At 69.5% G+C, this 19619-nt stretch carries 18 protein-coding genes; 14 read left to right on the top strand and 4 right to left on the bottom strand.

Annotated elements, in window-relative coordinates:
- Positions 1-44: 44 nt before the first annotated feature.
- Positions 45-758 carry an HAD family hydrolase gene (locus tag ACFTZC_RS05200; protein WP_382886977.1) on the top strand — a complete coding sequence of 238 codons (714 nt, stop codon included), beginning with the start codon at positions 45-47 and terminating at the stop codon, positions 756-758.
- Positions 759-1247: 489 nt separating this feature from the next.
- A complete protein-coding gene (locus tag ACFTZC_RS05195) occupies positions 1248-2846 on the top strand; it encodes an ABC transporter substrate-binding protein (RefSeq protein WP_382886975.1) in 1599 nt (532 codons plus the stop codon).
- Between the two features lie 114 nt (positions 2847-2960).
- Here the strand turns inward: ACFTZC_RS05195 and ACFTZC_RS05190 are convergent, their stop codons facing one another.
- Together ACFTZC_RS05190 and ACFTZC_RS05185 are read right to left on the bottom strand one after the other, a co-directional pair.
- Entirely contained in the window at positions 2961-3632 is a 672-nt protein-coding gene (locus tag ACFTZC_RS05190) for a response regulator transcription factor (RefSeq protein WP_365819535.1), read from the bottom strand.
- Between the two features lie 54 nt (positions 3633-3686).
- Entirely contained in the window at positions 3687-4646 is a 960-nt protein-coding gene (locus ACFTZC_RS05185) for a RecB family exonuclease (protein ID WP_382886973.1), read from the bottom strand.
- A gap of 58 nt (positions 4647-4704) precedes the next feature.
- Here ACFTZC_RS05185 and ACFTZC_RS05180 point away from each other — a divergent pair, with 58 nt between their 5' ends.
- The 3 genes from ACFTZC_RS05180 to ACFTZC_RS05170 all read left to right on the top strand — a co-directional run bounded on the left by ACFTZC_RS05180 (position 4705) and on the right by ACFTZC_RS05170 (position 7721).
- Complete coding sequence (locus ACFTZC_RS05180) at positions 4705-5946, top strand: site-2 protease family protein (protein ID WP_382886971.1); 1242 nt, start codon at positions 4705-4707, stop codon at positions 5944-5946.
- Between the two features lie 73 nt (positions 5947-6019).
- On the top strand, positions 6020-6925 hold the full coding sequence (locus ACFTZC_RS05175; protein WP_365819529.1) for a tRNA (adenine-N1)-methyltransferase: 906 nt from the start codon (positions 6020-6022) through the stop codon (positions 6923-6925).
- A 199-nt stretch (positions 6926-7124) separates the two neighbouring features.
- On the top strand, positions 7125-7721 hold the full coding sequence (locus ACFTZC_RS05170; protein WP_382886969.1) for a hypothetical protein: 597 nt from the start codon (positions 7125-7127) through the stop codon (positions 7719-7721).
- 72 nt (positions 7722-7793) lie between these two features.
- Here ACFTZC_RS05170 and ACFTZC_RS05165 read toward each other — a convergent pair whose 3' ends face one another.
- Positions 7794-8114 carry a ferredoxin gene (locus ACFTZC_RS05165; RefSeq protein WP_365819525.1) on the bottom strand — a complete coding sequence of 107 codons (321 nt, stop codon included), beginning with the start codon at positions 8112-8114 and terminating at the stop codon, positions 7794-7796.
- Positions 8115-8368: 254 nt separating this feature from the next.
- On the opposite strand from ACFTZC_RS05165, the gene arc reads away from it, so the two are divergent.
- From arc to prcA, 5 genes are all read left to right on the top strand, one after another.
- On the top strand, positions 8369-10135 hold the full coding sequence (gene arc, locus ACFTZC_RS05160; protein WP_382886966.1) for a proteasome ATPase: 1767 nt from the start codon (positions 8369-8371) through the stop codon (positions 10133-10135).
- 261 nt (positions 10136-10396) lie between these two features.
- Positions 10397-11908, top strand: a complete 1512-nt coding sequence (gene dop, locus ACFTZC_RS05155) for a depupylase/deamidase Dop (protein ID WP_382886964.1) — start codon at positions 10397-10399, stop codon at positions 11906-11908.
- 134 nt (positions 11909-12042) lie between these two features.
- Complete coding sequence (locus ACFTZC_RS05150) at positions 12043-12261, top strand: ubiquitin-like protein Pup (protein WP_030754525.1); 219 nt, start codon at positions 12043-12045, stop codon at positions 12259-12261.
- Between the two features lie 141 nt (positions 12262-12402).
- Positions 12403-13248 (top strand): proteasome subunit beta, encoded by an 846-nt coding sequence (gene prcB / locus ACFTZC_RS05145; protein ID WP_382886962.1) that lies wholly within the window; start codon positions 12403-12405, stop codon positions 13246-13248.
- A 50-nt stretch (positions 13249-13298) separates the two neighbouring features.
- Complete coding sequence (gene prcA / locus ACFTZC_RS05140) at positions 13299-14177, top strand: proteasome subunit alpha (RefSeq protein ID WP_382886960.1); 879 nt, start codon at positions 13299-13301, stop codon at positions 14175-14177.
- A gap of 80 nt (positions 14178-14257) precedes the next feature.
- Here the strand turns inward: prcA and ACFTZC_RS05135 are convergent, their stop codons facing one another.
- On the bottom strand, positions 14258-15295 hold the full coding sequence (locus ACFTZC_RS05135) for a LacI family DNA-binding transcriptional regulator (protein ID WP_382886958.1): 1038 nt from the start codon (positions 15293-15295) through the stop codon (positions 14258-14260).
- A gap of 115 nt (positions 15296-15410) precedes the next feature.
- Between ACFTZC_RS05135 and ACFTZC_RS05130 the strand changes: the two genes are divergently transcribed.
- From ACFTZC_RS05130 to ACFTZC_RS05115, 4 genes are all read left to right on the top strand, one after another.
- Positions 15411-16685 carry an MFS transporter gene (locus ACFTZC_RS05130; protein WP_382886956.1) on the top strand — a complete coding sequence of 425 codons (1275 nt, stop codon included), beginning with the start codon at positions 15411-15413 and terminating at the stop codon, positions 16683-16685.
- Positions 16686-16694: 9 nt separating this feature from the next.
- Complete coding sequence (gene pafA, locus ACFTZC_RS05125; protein ID WP_382886954.1) at positions 16695-18056, top strand: Pup--protein ligase; 1362 nt, start codon at positions 16695-16697, stop codon at positions 18054-18056.
- A gap of 130 nt (positions 18057-18186) precedes the next feature.
- The gene (locus tag ACFTZC_RS05120; protein WP_382886953.1) at positions 18187-19125 is read left to right on the top strand and encodes an FKBP-type peptidyl-prolyl cis-trans isomerase; all 939 of its coding nucleotides are present in this window, start codon (positions 18187-18189) and stop codon (positions 19123-19125) included.
- 45 nt (positions 19126-19170) lie between these two features.
- A complete protein-coding gene (locus tag ACFTZC_RS05115; protein WP_382886952.1) occupies positions 19171-19542 on the top strand; it encodes an FKBP-type peptidyl-prolyl cis-trans isomerase in 372 nt (123 codons plus the stop codon).
- Positions 19543-19619 lie beyond the last annotated feature (77 nt).

The following is a 19619-nucleotide window of genomic DNA, read 5'->3' as shown; positions in this document are numbered from 1 at the left end:
GGGGCGGATGACCGGCCTTCTCGTCCCTCACGGAGGTGTGCCGGATGACCAGTACGGTCCCCGCGTCCTTGACCCGAACGGCCGAAGGGTCCGCCCTTCAGGCCGTCCTGCTCGACATGGACGGCACTCTGGTCGACACCGAGGGGTTCTGGTGGGACGCGGAGGTCGAGGTCTTCAAGGACCTCGGTCATGTCCTCGACGAGGCCTGGCGCGACGTGGTGGTCGGCGGGCCCATGAGCCGCAGCGCGGGCTTCCTCATCGAGGCCACCGGCGCCGACATCGCCCTCGCCGAGCTGACCGTCCGGCTCAACGACGCCTTCGAGGACCTGATCGGACGGGGCGTCCCCCTGATGCCCGGGGCGCGCCGGCTGCTCACCGAGCTGGCCGCGCACGAGGTGCCCACCGCGCTGGTCTCCGCCTCGCACCGGCGCATCATCGACCGCGTCCTGACCTCCCTGGGGCCGGAGTTCTTCGCGCTCACCGTCGCGGGCGACGAGGTGCCCCGTACGAAGCCGCACCCGGACCCGTATCTGCTGGCCGCGCGCGGTCTGGGCGCCGATCCGGCGCGGTGCGCGGTCATCGAGGACACCGCCACCGGTGTGGCCGCCGCCGAGGCGGCCGGGTGCCGGGTCGTCGCGGTACCGTCGGTGGCACCGATCGCCCCGGCGGACGGACGGACGGTGGTGGGCTCCCTCGAAGAGGTGGACCTGGTATTCCTGCGCGGTCTGATGACGCACGGGAACCGCTCCGTGCACTGAGCGTCGCGACGAAATACGCGACGGGAACTCTCGGCATTGGCCTGGATATTTTCCGTCACTTCACTTGGCGCATTCATGATCCCCGTAAAAGGGTGACGGAGTGACCTTTATCACCTGTGTGCTCATCGACAGGGGCGGCCGGTGCTGATCCATGGGTGACACGGGTGGGGCTGCCTGTGCCCATGTGTCCCGCTTTGGGGAGGCCCGGAGGAAAGGCCGCCCCACCCGGATATCGACGCGCCGCTATTTCTGATCACTGTCCGATTGCGATGCCGATCAGGCCGGTTCCGGCATTACCGGCGCGTCCGACTAATCTCGTCGCGAGCACTTCGCCGTATCAACGAGCGTGTCCGCGACGGCCGCCAAGTCGCCATGTACACAGGACCGATCGCCCTGTATCCCGGCCCGATCGCACTGCCCCGACCGGGTGGAGGCGGAGTCTCGTCAACACCGCTGTATCTCAGTGCCGGATGAGGGAGTACGTCCAGGATGAACCGCAAGACTTTGGCGCTGTCGGCCGCGCTCGGCCTGCTTGTGCCCGTGCTCGCCGGCTGCGGCGGCTCGGACGGTGGCTCCGGCGACGGTGACGCCATTGTCGTGGGCACGACGGACCAGTACATCGCCACGAAGGACGGCCCCGCACCCCTGGATCCGGCGTTCGCGTACGACACCGGTACCTGGAACGTGCTGCGGCAGGTCGTCCAGACGCTGGTCTCCGTCCCGCGCGGCGGCGGCAAGCCGGTGCCCGACGCGGCGTCCGAGTGCGGCTTCACGGACCGCGCGAACGAGAGCTACCGCTGCACGCTGCGCGAGGGGCTGAAGTTCCCCGGGGGCGACCCCATCACCGCCGACGACGTGAAGTTCTCCATCCAGCGCGCCCTGGACATCCAGGACGAGAGCGGTGTGGCCACCCTGGTGGGCAACATCGACACGATGGAGTCCGACGGCGCCCGCCAGATCGTCTTCCACCTCAAGTCGCCGGACGCGACCTTCCCGTACAAGCTCACCACCCCGGTGGCCGGCATCCTCAGCGCCAAGGACTACCAGGCGAAGAAGGTCAGGACCGGCTTCGACCTCAGCGGATCGGGCCCGTACACCCTGAAGACCGAGGTCAAGGACAACGCGGTCGTCAAGGCCGTCTTCACCAGGAACCCGGACTACAAGGGCAGCGTCAAGATCCAGAACGACAAGGTCGAGCTGCGGCCCTTCAAGACCCCCGACGCCATGGGCAAGGCACTCGACGCCGGGGACATCGACATGATGACCCGCGCCATGTCGCCCGAGCAGGTCGAGTCGCTGATCGAGAAGCCCCGGGACGACATCCAGCTCACCGAGATGCCCGGGCTGGAGATCCGCTACCTCGTGTTCGACACCGAGGCGCCGCTCGTCAAGAACAAGGCGGTACGCCAGGCGATGGCGTACACCGTCAACCGCGGTCAGATCATCACCGAGGCGTACGGCGCCATGGCCGAGCCGCTGTACTCGCTCGTCCCGTCGACCGTGGCGACCCACACGAACCCGTTCTTCAACAAGTACGGCGACGGGGACGTCACCAAGGCGGCGCAGCTCCTGGAGGAGGCGGGCATCACCACGCCGGTGAAGCTGACGCTGGACTACACCAGCGACCACTACGGCTCGGCCACGCAGAAGGAGTTCGAGACCCTCCGGGACCAGCTCAACGCCAGCAAGCTCTTCGACGTCGACATCAAGGGCACCGAGTGGTCCGAGTTCCGGCCGAACGGGCAGAAGGGCGAGTACACCGTCTACGGGATGGGCTGGTTCCCCGACTTCCCGGACCCGGACACCTACGTCGGTCCCTTCTTCGACAAGCCCAACTTCCTGAACAGCCCGTACGACAACCTGAAGATCCGCACCGAACTCATCCCGGAGTCGCGGAAGCAGGCCGACCGCAGCGCGGCCACCAAGACGTTCGGTGACATCCAGAACCTCGTCGCCGAGGACGTCCCCGTGCTGCCGCTCTGGCAGGGCAAGCAGTACGTGGCGTCCAAGAGCGAGATCTCCGGTGTGGAGTGGGCGGTCAACTCGTCCGCCGAACTGCACCTGTGGGAGCTCGGCCACGGAAACTGATCCACCCGCACCACGTCGTACGCAGGAGGGCCCCCGGGACACCCCGGGGGCCCTCCTGCGTCGTAAGCACCCGTCAGGAGGCGCGCGACAGGCGCCTCCACGGCCGCTGCCGGGCTACTGGGCGCCGGGGCGCACCAGCCCGCTCTCGTACGCGTACACCGCCGCCTGGACCCGGTCGCGCAGGCTCAGCTTCGTCAGCACGTGCCCCACATGGGTCTTGACGGTCGTCTCGCTGACGAACAGGTCCGCCGCGATCTCCGCGTTGGACAGCCCGCGCGCCACCAGCTTCAGCACCTCGACCTCACGGTCGGTGAGGGTGTGCAGCGTGTCGGGGACCGGCTCCTCGCCCGAAGGGAGGTGGTCCGCGTACTTGTCGAGCAGCCGGCGCGTGATGCTCGGCGCGAGCATCGCCTCGCCCGCCGCCACCACCCGGATGGCCTGCACCAGTTCATTGGCGGGCGCGTCCTTCAGCAGGAAGCCGCTGGCCCCCGCGCGCAGCGCCTCCACCACGTACTCGTCGAGGTCGAAGGTGGTCAGCACCAGCACCTTCGCCGGACCGTCCCGGCCCGGGCCGGTGATCTGGCGGGTGGCCTCCACCCCGTCCATCCGCGGCATCCGGATGTCCATCAGGACCACATCGGGCTGGAGCGCGCGCACCTGGTCGATGGCCTGGAGGCCGTCCCCGGCCTCGCCGACGACCGCGATGTCCTGCTCGGCCTCCAGGATCATCCGGAAGCCGGTGCGCAGCAGTGGCTGGTCGTCGACCAGTAGGACGCGGACTGTCACGGGTGAACTCCTTCAATAGACAGCCCCATTCTGCCCTGAGCCCCCCGCCCCGGGTCAGCCGGGCGCGGGAGCCTCGACCGGGACCGCCGGCGCCGGCACGGTCAGCGGATAGGGCGGTGGCGTGCCGCCGAACTCCGGACATACCGCCTGGTGGTCGCACCAGCCGCAGAGCTTCGAGGGCCGGGGCCGCCAGTCGCCGGTCTCCGTGGCCAGCTGGATCGCCTGCCAGAGCGCCAGCAGCTTGCGCTCCACCCGCTCCAGATCCGCCTCCACCGGGTCGTACGTCACGATCTCGCCGCTGCCCAGGTAGACCAGCTGGAGCCGGCGCGGCAGCACGCCCTTCAGCCGCCGCACCACCAGGGCGTAGAACGTCATCTGGAACCGCGCGCCCTCCGCGTACTCCGGACGCGGGGCCTTGCCCGTCTTGTAGTCGACGATCCGCACCTCGCCCGTGGGCGCGACGTCCACCCGGTCGATCACCCCGCGCAGCCGCAGCCCCGACTCCAGCTCCGTCTCGACGAAGAACTCACGCTCCGCGGGCTCCAGACGCGTCGGGTCCTCCAGCGAGAACCAGCGCTCCACCAGCCGCTCCGCCTGCTCCAGCCACGCCGCCAGCCGCTCTCCCGCGGCGCCCTCGGCGCCTGCGGCGCCCGCAGTGTCCTCAGTGCCCGCAGTGTCCGCAGTGCCCTCGGCGGACTCCGCGAACAGTTCGCCCAGCTCGGGCCGGGCGGTCAGCAGCCGGTCCCACTGACCCGGCACCAGCGCCTTGGCCCGCGACGCCGTGCGCTCCCCGGCCGGGGCGTCGAAGAGCCGCTCCAGCACCGCGTGCACCAGGGTGCCGCGCGTCGCCGCCTCGCTCGGCTTCTCCGGCAGCTTGTCGATCACCCGGAATCTGTACAGCAGCGGGCACTGCATGAAGTCGCTCGCACGCGACGGCGACAGCGAAGTGGGCGGCTTGCTCGTCCTCATGACGCAGACCCTACGGCCCGCCACCGACAGCAAGCCGAATACCATCGACTACAGAGCCACTCGCACCACATGGAGCGAGCGACGCCGCCGACGAAGGGAACCCGTGAAAGAGGACGACGAGAGCGGCGAAGGCAGGCTGCCGCAGCCCGGCAAGGGGGACACGGGCCCCGGTGGCAAGCCGCCGCGCCGTGAAGACCCCGGCGGTGGCATTCTCATGGGCCGCCCCTTCGGCGTGCCTGTTTACGTCGCCCCGAGCTGGTTCCTGGTGGCCGCGCTCATCACCTGGATCTTCGGCGGCCAGCTCGAACGCGTCCTCCCGGAGCTGGGGAACCTGAGGTACCTGGTCTCCCTGTTCTTCGCGGTCGCCTTCTACGCCTCCGTACTCGTCCACGAGCTGGCCCACACCGTCGCGGCGCTCCGCTTCAAGCTGCCCGTGCGCCGGATCCAGCTCCAGTTCTTCGGCGGGGTCTCCGAGATCGAGAAGGAGTCCGAGACGCCGGGCCGCGAGTTCGTCCTCGCGTTCGTCGGACCGCTCCTCTCCCTGGTCCTCGCGGGCGTCTTCTACCTCGGCCTGTTCGCCGTCGAGCCCCGCACGGTCCCCGGCGTCCTGCTCGCGGGACTGATGATCTCCAACCTGATCGTCGCCGTCTTCAACCTGCTGCCCGGCCTCCCGCTGGACGGCGGCCGGATGCTGCGCGCGGTCGTCTGGAAGATCACCGGCAAGCCCATGAGCGGCACCGTCGCCGCCGCCTGGGTCGGCCGCGCGCTCGCGGTCACCGTCCTCATCGGCCTCCCGCTCCTCACCCGTACGGGTGCACTCGGCACCTCCGCCGCGAACGTCGGCGGCATGGAGACCGTCACGGACGCGCTGCTCGCCGCGATCCTCGCCGCGATCATCTGGACCGGCGCCGGCAACAGCCTGCGGATGGCCCGGCTCCGCGAACACCTCCCCGAGCTCCAGGCCCGCGCCCTCACCCGCCGCGCGGTCCCCGTCGAGTCCGCCACCCCCCTCTCCGAGGCGCTCCGCCGCGCCAACGAGGCGGGCGCCCGCGCCCTGGTGGTCGTGGACGGCCAGGGCGCCCCGACGGCCCTCGTACGGGAGTCCGCGATCGTCGGCGTCCCGCAGCACCGCCGCCCCTGGGTCGCGGTGAGCGGCCTCGCCCAGGACCTCACGGAGGGCATGAAGGTCCCGGCGGACCTCGCGGGGGAGGCGCTCCTGGAACGCCTCAGGGCGAGCCCGGCGACGGAGTACCTGGTGCTGGAGGAGACGGGCGAGATCTACGGCGTCCTGTCGACGGCCGACGTGGAACGGGCCTTCGTCTCCGCCATGGCCCGGCCGCAGTAGGCGGTGGTTCTCGGGGCTCGGTCTTCGCCGAGAGGCGAACCGAGCCCCGAAAAAATACAGCTAAGCTTCGAACATGTCCGAACCGACCGGTGCCGCCCGACGACGCGGCCCCTTCAAGGTCGGGGACCAGGTCCAGCTCACCGACCCCAAGGGACGCCACTACACGTTCACGCTCGAAGCCGGGAAGAATTTCCACACCCACAAAGGGTCCTTCCCGCACGACGAGCTGATCGGTGCTCCCGAGGGCAGTGTTGTCCGTACCACGGGGAACGTCGCCTATCTCGCGCTGCGCCCCCTGCTCCCCGACTATGTCCTGTCCATGCCCCGCGGTGCCGCCGTGGTCTATCCGAAGGACGCCGGCCAGATCCTGGCCTTCGCCGACATCTTCCCCGGCGCCCGTGTCGTCGAGGCGGGTGTGGGTTCCGGCTCGCTCAGCAGTTTTCTGCTGCGGGTCATCGGCGATCAGGGCATGCTGCACTCGTACGAGCGCCGCGAGGACTTCGCGGATATCGCGCGGCAGAACGTGGAGCGCTACTTCGGGGAGCCGCACCCCGCCTGGACGCTGACGGTCGGTGACCTTCAGGACAATCTGTCGGACACGGACGTCGACCGCGTCATTCTGGACATGCTGGCTCCGTGGGAGTGCGTGGAGGCGGTCTCCAAGGCGCTCGTTCCCGGCGGCATCCTGTGCGCCTATGTCGCGACGACGACGCAACTGGCCCGTACGGTCGAGACGATCAGGGAGTTCGGCACGTTCAACGAGCCTGCCGCCTGGGAGTCGATGATCCGCAACTGGCACGTGGAGGGGCTGGCCGTGCGGCCGGACCACCGGATGATCGGGCATACCGGCTTCCTGGTGACCGCGCGCCGCCTCGCGGACGGTGTCGAGCCGCCGCTGCGCCGCCGCCGTCCCGCCAAGGGGGCGTACGGCGAGGACTACAGCGGTCCGGGCAGCGCGAGCGGCGGAGCCGCCCGCTGACCGCCACGGGCCGTCAATCGCCTACCGCCGCCGCCCGGTTCCCGCTCCGTACGGGGAACTGGGCGGCGGCATCTTCACATTGGGCTGCGAGCTCTTGCGCACCCCACTGTTCCGTCGCCGTGTGACGTGTGGCACGATGCTGACTCCCTCCCACATCGTTGGTTACTCACCGGCACCGGCCTCACAGGAGACACCCCGCGTGCAGCTCTCCGACGCTCCGGACCTCGCGCACACCCGGCCCCGCCCCATCCACTGGCTCGCGACGGCGACCGCCATGGCCGCTGTCATGGCGCTGGCGGGGCTGCTCCAGCCGGGGCCGGCCACCGCGTCCCAGACCGGCCCGGACGGTCTGAGAAAGGCGGCTGGGCCCGCCAAGGCGGAACCGCTGCCCGCCCCCGACCCCGAAGGCGCCGACTTCCCGCTGGAGTGCGGGCCGGCGGGCACGGTGGTCACGCAGAAGGCCACCGGGGATCTCGACGGGGACGGCACCCCGGAGACCGTCGCGGTGGTCCGCTGCGACGCCGGCTCGGGGACCCCGCCGAGCGGGGTGTACGTGCTGACGCGTACGGCGGAGGGGGGCGCGCCCCGCGTCGTGGCCACTCTCGTGGACCCCGCGGACAAGCGGACCGTCGGGCCCGAGCTCACCGTGCACGACGGTGTGATCCTGGCCACGCTCTTCGGCTACTCGGGGCCCTCCGTGCCGAGCTGCTGCCCGGACCAGGAGGACCGGGTCTCCTGGCAGTGGAGGAACGGCGCCTTCGTCCGCACCGAGCTGCCCGAAGCGCGCCGTAGCTGACCGCTCGCTCCGGGCGCCCGGCGACGCGGCGCCCGGCGACGCGGCGGACGGAGCCGCGGCGGACGGAGCCGGTCAGGCCGCGTCCGGGCCGTACACCTCGACCTGGTCCGCCACCCTGCGTACATGGATGCAGTCACCGGGACACTCCCTGGCCGAATCCACCACGTCGGTCAGCAGCGGCAGCGGTACGCGGGTGGTCGCGCCGGGTGACTGGAGCAGTTCGTCGTCGGCGCTCTTCACATAGGCCAGGCCGTCGATGTCCAGCTCGAAGACGTCCGGCGCGTACTGGGCGCAGATTCCGTCGCCGGTGCACAGGTCCTGGTCGATCCAGACCTCCAGCGGTTCACCGGTCCCGGTGACGCCTTCGGTGGGAGCCTCCTGCTGCACGCTCATCTCTCCTGCCGTTTGTCCGCGCCGGACGGCGCGTGACGGGGTAAGTCGCGCCAGCCCTGACGGGTGTTGAACACTTCGACGATACAACCGGCAGCTTTCCGATGTTCCTGGGTGGGTATTCCCCTGGCGTGAGGGAGAGCGCAAGGGTGAAGATCGGTCACACCCCGACCGTCTTTGTGATCTAGGGGTTTCAATCATCACCCACCCAGGTAGGGTCAGGAAGCGTCCAGCTCCCCTTGGAGGAGGTGAGGACCGTGGCAGCCCACGACGACGACATCAACCGCGGCATCCGGCCCGGGCGGGGGTCCGAAGACCCAGCCGGCCAGGTTGCCTATCTCGAGCAGGAAATCGCCGTCCTGCGACGTAAGCTCGCCGACTCTCCGCGGCACACGAGAATTCTCGAAGAGCGGATCGTCGAGTTGCAGACGAACCTGGCGGGTGTATCCGCGCAGAACGAGCGGCTCGCCAATACGCTGCGTGAGGCCCGCGACCAGATCGTGGCCCTCAAGGAAGAGGTCGACCGGCTCGCCCAGCCGCCGGCCGGCTTCGGTGTCTTCCTGCAGTCCAATGAGGACGGTACGGCCGACATTTTCACCGGGGGCCGCAAGCTCCGGGTGAATGTCAGTCCCGGCGTCGAGCTCGACGAGCTCCGGCGCGGCCAGGAAGTCATGCTCAACGAGGCGCTCAATGTGGTCGAGGCCATGGAATTCGAGCGTGCCGGGGACATCGTCACCCTCAAGGAGATCCTTGAGGACGGCGAGCGTGCCCTGGTCATCGGGCACACCGACGAGGAACGGGTGGTGCGGCTCGCGGAGCCACTCCTGGACATCACCATCCGCCCCGGCGACGCCCTGCTGCTCGAACCGCGCTCCGGCTATGTCTATGAAGTGGTTCCCAAGAGCGAGGTCGAGGAGCTGGTCCTCGAAGAGGTCCCGGACGTCGATTACGACAAGATCGGCGGCCTCGGCGGCCAGATCGAGATGATCAGGGACGCCGTCGAGCTTCCTTACCTCCACCCGGACCTCTTCAAGGAACACGAGCTGAGGCCGCCGAAGGGCATCCTGCTCTACGGCCCGCCCGGCTGCGGCAAGACGCTGATCGCCAAGGCGGTGGCCAATTCCCTCGCCAAGAAGGTCGCCGAGGTGACCGGGCGTCCGGCGGGGAAGAGCTATTTCCTCAACATCAAGGGTCCCGAGCTGCTCAACAAGTACGTCGGTGAGACCGAGCGCCACATCCGCCTGGTCTTCCAGCGTGCCCGGGAGAAGGCGAGCGAGGGCACCCCCGTCATCGTCTTCTTCGACGAGATGGAGTCCCTCTTCCGCACCCGCGGCTCCGGTGTCAGCTCGGACGTGGAGAACACCATCGTCCCGCAGCTCCTCGCCGAGATCGACGGGGTGGAGGGCCTGGAGAACGTCATCGTCATCGGCGCCTCCAACCGTGAGGACATGATCGACCCCGCGATCCTGCGGCCCGGCCGGCTCGATGTGAAGATCAAGATCGAGCGTCCGGACGCGGAGGCGGCGAAGGACATCTTCGCCAAGTACCTGACAGCTACCCTGCCGCTGCACGTGGACGACATCTCGGAGCACAACGGCTCCAAGGAGGCCGCGGCCCACGGGATGATCCAGTCCGTCGTGGAGCAGATGTACGCGGAGTCCGAGGAGAACCGCTTCCTGGAGGTCACGTACGCCAACGGTGACAAGGAAGTCCTCTATTTCAAGGACTTCAACTCCGGCGCGATGATCCAGAACATCGTGGACCGGGCCAAGAAGATGGCGATCAAGGCCTTCCTCGACCACAACCAGAAGGGCCTCCGGGTCTCCCATCTCCTCCAGGCGTGCGTGGACGAGTTCAAGGAGAACGAGGACCTGCCGAACACCACCAACCCGGACGACTGGGCCCGTATCTCCGGCAAGAAGGGCGAGCGGATCGTCTTCATCCGCACCCTGGTGACCGGAAAGCAGGGCGCGGACACCGGACGCTCGATCGACACGGTGGCGAACACCGGTCAGTACCTGTAGAGCGCGGACCGGCTGCGGATGCCTCGGAGGGCATCCGCAGCCGGCTGCTTTCCCCGCACCTCCCACCACACCCGCACACCGGGCCAACCACCACACCAGGCCAATGACGAAAATGATCTCCCCGTCGGCGCGGAGGGGCTCTAGGCTCGTTCGTACCGCCACGTCGCGCAGTGCGGGACCGGGCACCGCACACGCACCGGAGAGACCGCGGTACTTGAGCGCCGCTCCCGGAGGGGAGCGCCGCCGGGCAAGGAGGGCCGCATGACCGTACGGCGAGTAATGGGCATCGAGACGGAGTACGGCATCTCCGTCCCGGGCCACCCGAACGCCAATGCCATGCTCACCTCGTCCCAGATCGTCAACGCCTACGCGGCGGCGATGCACCGGGCGCGGCGCGCCCGCTGGGACTTCGAGGAGGAGAATCCGCTCCGGGACGCCCGTGGCTTCGACCTCGCCCGCGAGACGGCGGACTCCAGCCAGCTCACCGACGAGGACATCGGTCTGGCCAATGTGATCCTCACGAACGGTGCCCGGCTCTACGTGGACCACGCCCACCCGGAGTACAGCTCTCCCGAGATCACCAATCCGAGGGACGCCGTCCTGTGGGACAAGGCCGGCGAGCGGATCATGGCGGAGGCCGCCGAACGGGCGGCGCTGCTGCCCGGCGCCCAGCCCATCCACCTGTACAAGAACAACACCGACAACAAGGGCGCGTCCTACGGCACGCACGAGAACTACCTGATGAAGCGGGAGACCCCCTTCTCGGACATCGTGCGCCATCTGACGCCGTTCTTCGTCTCCCGGCAGGTCGTCACGGGAGCCGGCCGGGTCGGGATCGGCCAGGACGGCCACGAGCACGGCTTCCAGATCAGCCAGCGCGCCGACTACTTCGAGGTCGAGGTGGGGCTGGAGACGACCCTCAAGCGCCCCATCATCAACACCCGGGACGAGCCGCACGCGGACGCGGAGAAGTACCGCCGGCTGCATGTGATCATCGGCGACGCGAACCTCTCGGAGATTTCCACCTATCTCAAGCTCGGCACCACCGCGCTGGTCCTCTCCATGATCGAGGACGGCTTCATCAACGTCGACCTGGCCGTGGACCAGCCGGTCCGTACACTGCACCAGGTCTCGCACGACCCGACGCTCGGCCGGCTGGTCACGCTCCGCAGCGGCCGGACACTCACCGCCGTCCAGCTCCAGATGGAGTACTACGAGCTGGCGAGAAAGTACGTCGAGGAGCGGTACGGGGCCGACGCCGACGAGCAGACCAAGGACGTCCTGGGCCGGTGGGAGGACACGCTCAACCGGCTGGAGAACGATCCGATGAGCCTCTCCGGCGAGCTGGACTGGATCACCAAGCGTGAGGTCCTGGAGGGCTACCGCCGCAGGGACGGCCTGGACTGGGACGCGGCGCGGCTGCACCTCGTCGACCTCCAGTACGCCGACGTACGTCCCGAGAAGGGCCTGTACAACCGTCTGGCGGCCCGCGGGAAGATGCGGCGCCTGCTGGACGACCGGGATGTCGAGCGGGCCAGGACCGAGCCTCCTGAGGACACCAGGGCGTATTTCCGGGGCCGCTGCCTGGAGCAGTACGCGGACGACGTGGCCGCCGCCTCGTGGGATTCGGTCATCTTCGACCTGCCGGGCCGTGACTCGCTCCAGCGGGTCCCCACACTGGAGCCGCTGCGGGGCACGCGCAACCACGTCAAGGAGCTGCTGGACCGCTGCCGCACCGCGGAGGAGCTGGTCCGGGTGCTGTCCGGAGGCTGAAACAGTTCCGGCGTGGGAATGATCAGGGTGGCCCCCGGACGTTGTGGAAAGTGCGGGGCCGATGTCCGGCCCTCCTTGTAGGGTCGGATCTTGAAGGTCACATCCAGCGGGGCGAACCGAGCGGGGTGAGGGTTATGGCGACCAAGGACACCGGCGGCGGACAGCAGAAGGCGACGCGTTCCACGGAGGAGACCGAGGAGCAGGCGCAGGAAGCGCAGGCATCCGAGGACCTCAAGGAGCGCCAGGAGAAGTTGTCGGACGACGTGGACTCCGTCCTCGACGAGATCGACGACGTGCTGGAGGAGAACGCCGAGGACTTCGTGCGGTCCTTCGTGCAAAAGGGCGGCCAGTAGGCGCCGTTGTCCGTCCCCGGTGCCACCGGCGAAAGCCGGGCGCACCGGGGCGGATGACCGGCGACGGCGCGGGTAAGGTCCGTGCACAGATCTAAGATCGGCCCGGCCCGAGCGGGCCGCCGCCCATCCGGAAGGAAACGTGTGGAAGCCAACCCTCGTAACACCGGGCGTCTGCCGGCAGCCTTCCTGACGCCCGGCTCGTCCTCGTTCATGGATTTCCTCTCCCACCAGTCGCCGGAGATGCTGCCCGGCAAGCGCGTCCTGCCGCCCTTGCAGGGCACGGTCGAGGCACCGCACGGCACGACGATCGTCGCGGTGAGCTTCCCCGGCGGTGTGGTCCTCGCCGGTGACCGGCGGGCGACCATGGGCAACATGATCGCGCAGCGTGACATCGAGAAGGTCTTCCCGGCCGACGAGTACTCGGCCGTGGGCATCGCGGGCACCGCCGGGCTCGCCGTGGAGATGGTCAAGCTCTTCCAGCTCGAACTGGAGCACTTCGAGAAGGTCGAGGGGGCGCAGCTCTCGCTGGAGGGCAAGGCCAACCGGCTCTCCACGATGATCCGCAGCAATCTGGCGATGGCGATGCAGGGCCTGGCCGTCGTCCCGCTCTTCGCGGGGTGGGACGTGGACCGCGGGAAGGGCCGCATCTTCTCGTACGACGTGACGGGCGGGCGTTCCGAGGAGCCGGGTTACGCGTCCACGGGCTCCGGCTCCGTGTTCGCGCGCGGGGCGATGAAGAAGCTCTACCACGAGGACCTGACGGAGCAGCAGGCGTGCACCCTGGTCGTCCAGGCGCTGTACGACGCGGCGGACGACGACTCGGCCACGGGCGGTCCCGACATGGCCCGCCGGATCTATCCGATCGTCACCGTCATCACCGAGGAGGGCTTCCGGAAGCTGGACGACGGCGAGTCCGCCGACATCGCCCGGTCGATCCTGGAGCGCCGGCTCGAACAGCCCGACGGCCCGCGTGCCGCGCTGCTCTGACGCCGCCCTCCCGAACCACAACGCCTCTGACAGAAAGGGACGGATAGCCGGTGTCGACGCCGTTCTATGTCTCACCCCAGCAGGCCATGGCCGACCGGGCGGAGTACGCCCGCAAGGGCATCGCCCGCGGTCGCAGCCTGGTAGTGCTCCAGTACGCCGACGGCATTGTCTTCGTCGGTGAGAACCCGTCCCGCGCGCTCCACAAGTTCAGCGAGATCTACGACCGGATCGGTTTCGCCGCCGCCGGCAAGTACAACGAGTACGAGAACCTGCGCATCGGCGGCGTCCGCTACGCCGACCTGCGCGGATACACCTACGACCGTGACGATGTGACGGCACGTGGTCTCGCCAACGTCTACGCCCAGACGCTCGGCACCATCTTCTCCAGCTCCGCCGAGAAGCCCTACGAGGTCGAGCTGGTCGTCGCCGAGGTGGGCGCCACGGCGGACGGGGACCAGATCTACCGGCTGCCGCACGACGGCTCGATCGTGGACGAGCACGGCTCGGTCGCGGTCGGCGGCAGCTCCGAGCAGATCAGCACCTTCCTCGACCAGCGGCACCGCGACGGCATGTCGCTCGCGGAGGCGCTGAAGCTCGCCGTACAGGCGCTGTCCCGGGACACCAACGGCGGCGAGCGGGAGATCCCCGCCGAGCGGCTGGAAGTGGCCGTCCTGGACCGTACGAGACCGCAGCAGCGCAAGTTCAAGCGGATCGTCGGCCGGCAGCTCGCCCGCCTGCTGGAGGCGGACGGAGCGGCCTCCACCCCGACGGACGCGCCGTCCGACACCGAGGAGCCCGACGGTGCGACCCCGGTCCCGGCGGACGACGCCGCGGACACCGGGACACCGGCCACGGACGCCTCCGGCAAGCCGGATGCCCCGGACAAGCCGGACGCCTCCGGCAAGCCGAAGGACACCGGCAAGAAGTAGCCGCACCGCCCGTGCCCCGGACCGCCCGCGCGCTCCGGGGCACGGGTGCGTCGCAGGCTTCGCCGCCGCCCGCGGCGGTCTCAGCCTCCGCCGGCGGCCGGTGGCGGAGGGGCCGTGGAGTCCCGGACGATCAGCGTGACCGGCAGCTCGCCGGTCTCCGGCCGCCGCCCCTCCAGGACGCTCAGCAGCGCCGCCATGCCGCGCCGCCCCACCTGCTCCGCGGGCAGCCGTACGGTGGTCAGCTCCGGCTCCACCGCCCGCGCCAGGGCCAGATCGTCGAAACCGGTGACGGAGATGTCCTCGGGGACGCGCAGCCCCAGCCGCCGTACCGCCTTGCAGGCCCCCGCGGCCAGCACGTCGCCGTCGCAGACCAGGGCCGTGGGACGGGCCCCCGGCGCCGCGAGGGCGCGCTCCGCGGCCGCCCGCCCCGCGTCGACCTCCAGGGGCGCGTGAACCGACCGTACGGCCGCGCCCGGGACCTTCCGCACCGCAGCCGCCACGGCCTCGGCCCGTACCCGGAAGGTCCAGGAGTCGACTGCCGAGGCGAGATGGAGCAGCCGCCGGTGGCCGAGGCCGAGGAGGTGCTCCGTCACCCCGCGCATGCCCCCCGCGATGTCCACGTTCACCCGGGCGGCGGCTCCCGGCGCCGCCGGATCGCTGTCGAGCATCACCAGTGGCAGATCCGCGCCGTCCGTGCCGCTGATCGCGTCGAGCGCGGCGGTCGCCATCGACGAGGCGATCACCCCGTCCAGCGCGGCCCGCGCCGAGGCGAACGGGTCCCTGGCCGGTCCCACCCCCTCGGGCGACGGGTACAGGACCACCCCGAAGCCGTGCTCGGCGGCGATCTCGGCCGCGCCGGTGTAGACCCGGGCGAAGAACTCGTCGGTCAGCGCGGGTACCACCAGGAGCGCCGTCCTGGTCGTCCCCAGCCGCAGATTGCGGGCGGCGAGGTTGGGGCGGTAGCCGAGCGTGCGGGCGGCGTCCCTGACAAGCCCGGCGGTCCGCTCCGAGACCCTGCCCCGCCACTTGTCGCCGAGGACCAGCGAGACGGTGGCCTGGGAGACGCCCGCTGCCCGGGCCACGTCCCTGCTCGTGGGCCTGGCCGAGTGCTCTGTCATGACAGCCGTTCTCCGACGCGGGCGGGAATCGCGGTAGACCCGCGCACTGCGCACATGCTACTTATGAGCCAGCCAGTTATACGTAACACGTGAAACTCGGAGAGAGAGGCGGGCCATGGCCGCGGGAGCCACCGGGTACGCAGACATCATCAGGGCGCCGCACGCCGCGCGGCTGCTCACCGGCACACTCGTGGGACGGCTGCCGAACGCCACGGCCCCCCTCGCGATCGTCCTGCTCGTCCGGGCGGGCGGCGGCAGCTACAGCCTCGCCGGGGCCCTCGCGGCCGTCTACGCCATCGGCAACGCCGTGGGGCAGCCCCTCCTCGGGCGCGCCGTGGACCTCCACGGCCAGCCCCGCATCCAGCTCCCCGCCGCCCTCGTGTCGGCCCTGGGGGCCGTCCTCCTCGTCGTCGCGGACATCAGTGACGGCGGTTCGGTCCTCGCGTACACCGCCGTGGCGGTCGCCGGGCTGTTCACCCCGCCCCTGGAGGGCGGGCTGCGGGCGCTGTGGCCCAGCGTCCTGGGCGGCGAGGAGCGGGTGCGCCGGGCGTACGCGATGGACGCGGTCGCCCAGGAGGTCATGTTCACGGTCGGCCCGCTGCTCGTCACCCTGCTGGTCGCGCTCTGGTCCCCGGCCGTCGCGCTGCTCGTCATCAACGCGATCGGGGTGCTCGGCGCGCTCTCCGTCGTCCTGTCCGCGCCCTCCCGGGCCTGGCGCTCCGTGCCCCGCGAGGCGCACTGGCTCGGCGCCCTGCGCTCCCCGGGGCTGCTCGCCCTGCTGGGCGCGTTCCTCTTCATCGGGATGGCCCTCGGCTCCATCACGGTCGCGGGGGTCGCGTACGCCGACGACCAGGGCCGCGAGTCCGTCTACGGCTGGCTCATGGCCGCCCTGGGCCTGGGCGCGCTGGTGGGCGGACTCGCGTACGGCGCCCGGCGGTGGACCGGCACCCCCGAGCGCCGGCTGCTCGCCATCACCGCCCTGCTGGCCCTCTGCTACCTGCCGCTGATGCTCACCCCGGGCATCCTCGCGATGACCGCGCTCGCCGCCCTCGCCGGTGTCTTCCTCGCGCCCGCGCTCGCCTGCGCCTTCGTCGTCGTGGACCGGCACGCGCCGCGCGGCACCGTCACCGAGGCGTTCTCCTGGCTCGTGACGACCTTCGGCGTCGGCGCCGCGCTCGGAACGGCCGCGGCGGGCCCGGTCGTCGAGATCGGCGGTACGTCCGCGAGCTTCGGGGTGGCGGGGGCCGCCGGAGCCTGCGCCCTGCTGGTCCTGCTGGCCACAGGGCGGGTCCTCGCAGTTCCCGGCGGTGCGCCCGAGGACGCCGTACGGACGGAAAATGATCCGAGCGGTGCGGTCGAACCCGGTTTCAGCTCAGGTCATCAGGCGTAATGTTCAGACATGGACCGCCGCATTTTCGGGCTGGAGAACGAGTACGGCGTCACGTGCACGTTCAGGGGACAGCGCCGACTGTCACCTGACGAAGTGGCGCGCTACCTCTTCCGCCGTGTTGTGTCATGGGGCCGCAGCAGCAATGTCTTCCTGCGGAACGGCGCCCGCCTCTACCTCGACGTGGGATCGCATCCGGAATACGCGACACCCGAATGCGACAACGTGACCGAACTGGTCACGCATGACAAGGCCGGCGAGCGCATTCTCGAGGGCCTGCTCGTCGACGCCGAACGCCGCCTGCACGAGGAGGGAATCGCGGGCGACGTCTATCTCTTCAAGAACAACACCGACTCGGCGGGAAACTCCTACGGTTGCCACGAGAATTACCTCGTAGCCCGCCACGGGGAGTTCTCCCGGCTCGCGGACATTCTCATCCCCTTCCTCGTCACCCGGCAGCTCCTGTGCGGCGCGGGCAAGGTGCTCCAGACCCCGCGGGGTGCCGTCTACTGCGTCAGCCAGCGCGCGGAGCACATCTGGGAGGGCGTCAGCTCCGCGACGACCCGCTCCCGTCCGATCATCAATACCCGGGACGAGCCGCACGCCGACGCGGAGCGCTACCGCAGGCTCCACGTCATCGTCGGCGACTCCAACATGTCCGAGACGACCATGCTGCTCAAGGTCGGCGCCACCGATCTCGTCCTGCGCATGATCGAGGCGGGCACGGTGATGCGCGACCTCACCCTGGAGAACCCGATCCGGGCGATCCGCGAGGTCAGCCATGACCTCACCGGCCAGCGCAAGGTGCGCCTGGCGAGCGGCCGGGAGGCCTCCGCCCTGGAGGTCCAGCGGGAGTACTACGAGAAGGCCGTGGACTTCGTGGACCGCCGCGGCATCCGCACCGGCACCGTGGAACAGGTCCTCGAACTGTGGGGCCGTACGCTCGACGCGATCGAGGCCGAGGACCTCGACCGGATCGCCACGGAGATCGACTGGGTCATGAAGTACCAGCTCATCGAGAGGTACCGGGCCAAGCACAACATGACCATGTCGCATCCCCGGGTCGCGCAGATAGACCTCGCCTACCACGACATCCACCGTCGCCGCGGGCTCTACTACCTGCTGGAGAAGAAGGGCCAGGCCGCCCGGATCTGCAACGACATGAAGATCTTCGAAGGCAAGTCCGTGCCTCCGCAGACCACCAGGGCCCGGCTGCGCGGCGATTTCATCCGCCGCGCACAGGAGCAGCGCAGGGACTTCACGGTCGACTGGGTCCATCTCAAGCTCAATGACCAGGCGCAGCGCACGGTGCTCTGCAAAGACCCGTTCCGTTCGGTGGACGAACGGGTGGAAAAGCTCATCGCCGGTATGTGAGCGCCCAAGTCAACCGGTAGCTGACACGCATAGGTGGAATGCGGCCAGGGGCCCCGTACGTAGCGCGTACGGGGCCCCTCTCACGCCCTACAGTGGGCAGCTACTGTGCCGTCTGAGATCTGAGGAACACGTGCGCCGACTTGCCGGCCTGATCGTCGTCCCCTTGCTGCTGTTGTCGACAGTGGCCTGCGGTGGCGACGGAGGCTCCGAATCCACCTCGTCCAAGAACGGGCTCCCCGCCGTCACCGAGGGCGCCAAGTTCGGGGAGAAGCCGACCCTCGACAAGGGGGAGGGGGACCCGCCGAAGAAGCTCACGGTCGACGTCCTCAGCGAGGGCGACGGCGCGAAGGTCGAGAAGGGCGACGCGATCCAGGTCAACTACCTGGGGCAGAGCTGGGACTCGACCAAGCCCTTCGACAACAGCTTCGACCGGAAGCAGCCGTTCGACCTGACCCTCGGCGCCGGCATGGTCATCAAGGGCTGGGACCAGGGCCTCGAAGGCCAGAAGGTCGGCAGCCGCGTCGAGTTGGGGATCCCCCCGGAGCTGGGTTACGGAGCCCAGGGCCAGGGCGAGATCAAGCCCAACTCCACGCTGGTCTTCGTCGTCGACATCGTGAAGGCCACCAAGGTCCCCGCCTCCGCCAAGGGCACCGTGGTCCCGCAGGACGACAAGGCGCTGCCGCAGGTCGGCACCAACGACGACGGCAAGGAGCCGAAGGTCACCATCCCGAAGGGGACCGACCCGCCGAAGAAGCTCGTCTCCAACTATGTGCTGGAGAGCACGGGCGACGTCGTCAAGGAGAGCGACACCGTCGTGCTCAACTACTCGGCGTACCTCTGGAAGGACGCCAAGCAGTTCGACAGCACGTACAAGACCGGCCGCACCACGACCTTCCCGCTGCCGCAGCTCACGCTGAAGGGTCTCAAGACGGGCATCGTCGACAAGAAGGTGGGCAGCAGGGTCCTGATCGTGATCCCGCCGGCCGAGGCATTCGGGGACCAGGAGCAGCAGGGGATCCCGAAGAACTCCACACTGGTCTTCGCCGTGGACATCCTCGCGAAGGTGTAAGACTGTCCCGGTTGCACCGTTCATCATTTTGAGGAGCAGTTTCACGTGAGCATCGAGAAGCCCGAGATCGACTTCCCGGGCGGCGAGCCGCCGGCCGACCTGGAGATCAAGGACATCTGGGAGGGTGACGGGCCGGTCGCGGCGGCAGGCGCCAACGTCCAGGTCCACTACGTCGGTGTGGCCTTCTCCACCGGCGAGGAGTTCGACTCCTCCTGGAACCGCGGCGGTCCGCTTCCGTTCACGCTCGGTGCCGGTCAGGTCATCGCCGGCTGGGACCAGGGTGTGCAGGGCATGAAGGTCGGCGGACGCCGCCAGCTCACCATCCCGCCGCACCTCGCGTACGGTGACCGCGGCGCGGGCGGCCGCATCGGCCCGGGCGAGACGCTGATCTTCGTCTGCGACCTCGTCTCCGTCTGACGTCCCGCTCCGAGGCGTACCACCGAGGGTCCGTGCCGTACGGCACGGACCCTCGGCTTTGCCGCGACACCCCGGGA

The sequence above is a fragment of the Streptomyces sp. NPDC056987 genome (assembly GCF_042673865.1).
Taxonomy (GTDB): Bacteria; Actinomycetota; Actinomycetes; order Streptomycetales; family Streptomycetaceae; genus Streptomyces.
The sequence above is the reverse complement of the archived record's forward strand: the minus strand, read 5'-3'. Positions and strand labels throughout refer to the sequence as shown.

Excerpts from the sequence above, each read along its gene's own strand:
- ACFTZC_RS05200 (WP_382886977.1), top strand. The coding sequence starts at position 45 with ATGACCAGTACGGTCCCCGCGTCCTTGACCCGAACGGCCGAAGGGTCC.
- ACFTZC_RS05195 (WP_382886975.1), top strand. The coding sequence starts at position 1,248 with ATGAACCGCAAGACTTTGGCGCTGTCGGCCGCGCTCGGCCTGCTTGTG.
- ACFTZC_RS05185 (WP_382886973.1), bottom strand. The coding sequence starts at position 4,646 with ATGGTATTCGGCTTGCTGTCGGTGGCGGGCCGTAGGGTCTGCGTCATG.
- ACFTZC_RS05175 (WP_365819529.1), top strand. The coding sequence starts at position 6,020 with ATGTCCGAACCGACCGGTGCCGCCCGACGACGCGGCCCCTTCAAGGTC.
- ACFTZC_RS05165 (WP_365819525.1), bottom strand. The coding sequence starts at position 8,114 with ATGAGCGTGCAGCAGGAGGCTCCCACCGAAGGCGTCACCGGGACCGGT.
- dop (WP_382886964.1), top strand. The coding sequence starts at position 10,397 with ATGACCGTACGGCGAGTAATGGGCATCGAGACGGAGTACGGCATCTCC.
- ACFTZC_RS05150 (WP_030754525.1), top strand. The coding sequence starts at position 12,043 with ATGGCGACCAAGGACACCGGCGGCGGACAGCAGAAGGCGACGCGTTCC.
- ACFTZC_RS05135 (WP_382886958.1), bottom strand. The coding sequence starts at position 15,295 with ATGACAGAGCACTCGGCCAGGCCCACGAGCAGGGACGTGGCCCGGGCA.
- ACFTZC_RS05130 (WP_382886956.1), top strand. The coding sequence starts at position 15,411 with ATGGCCGCGGGAGCCACCGGGTACGCAGACATCATCAGGGCGCCGCAC.
- pafA (WP_382886954.1), top strand. The coding sequence starts at position 16,695 with ATGGACCGCCGCATTTTCGGGCTGGAGAACGAGTACGGCGTCACGTGC.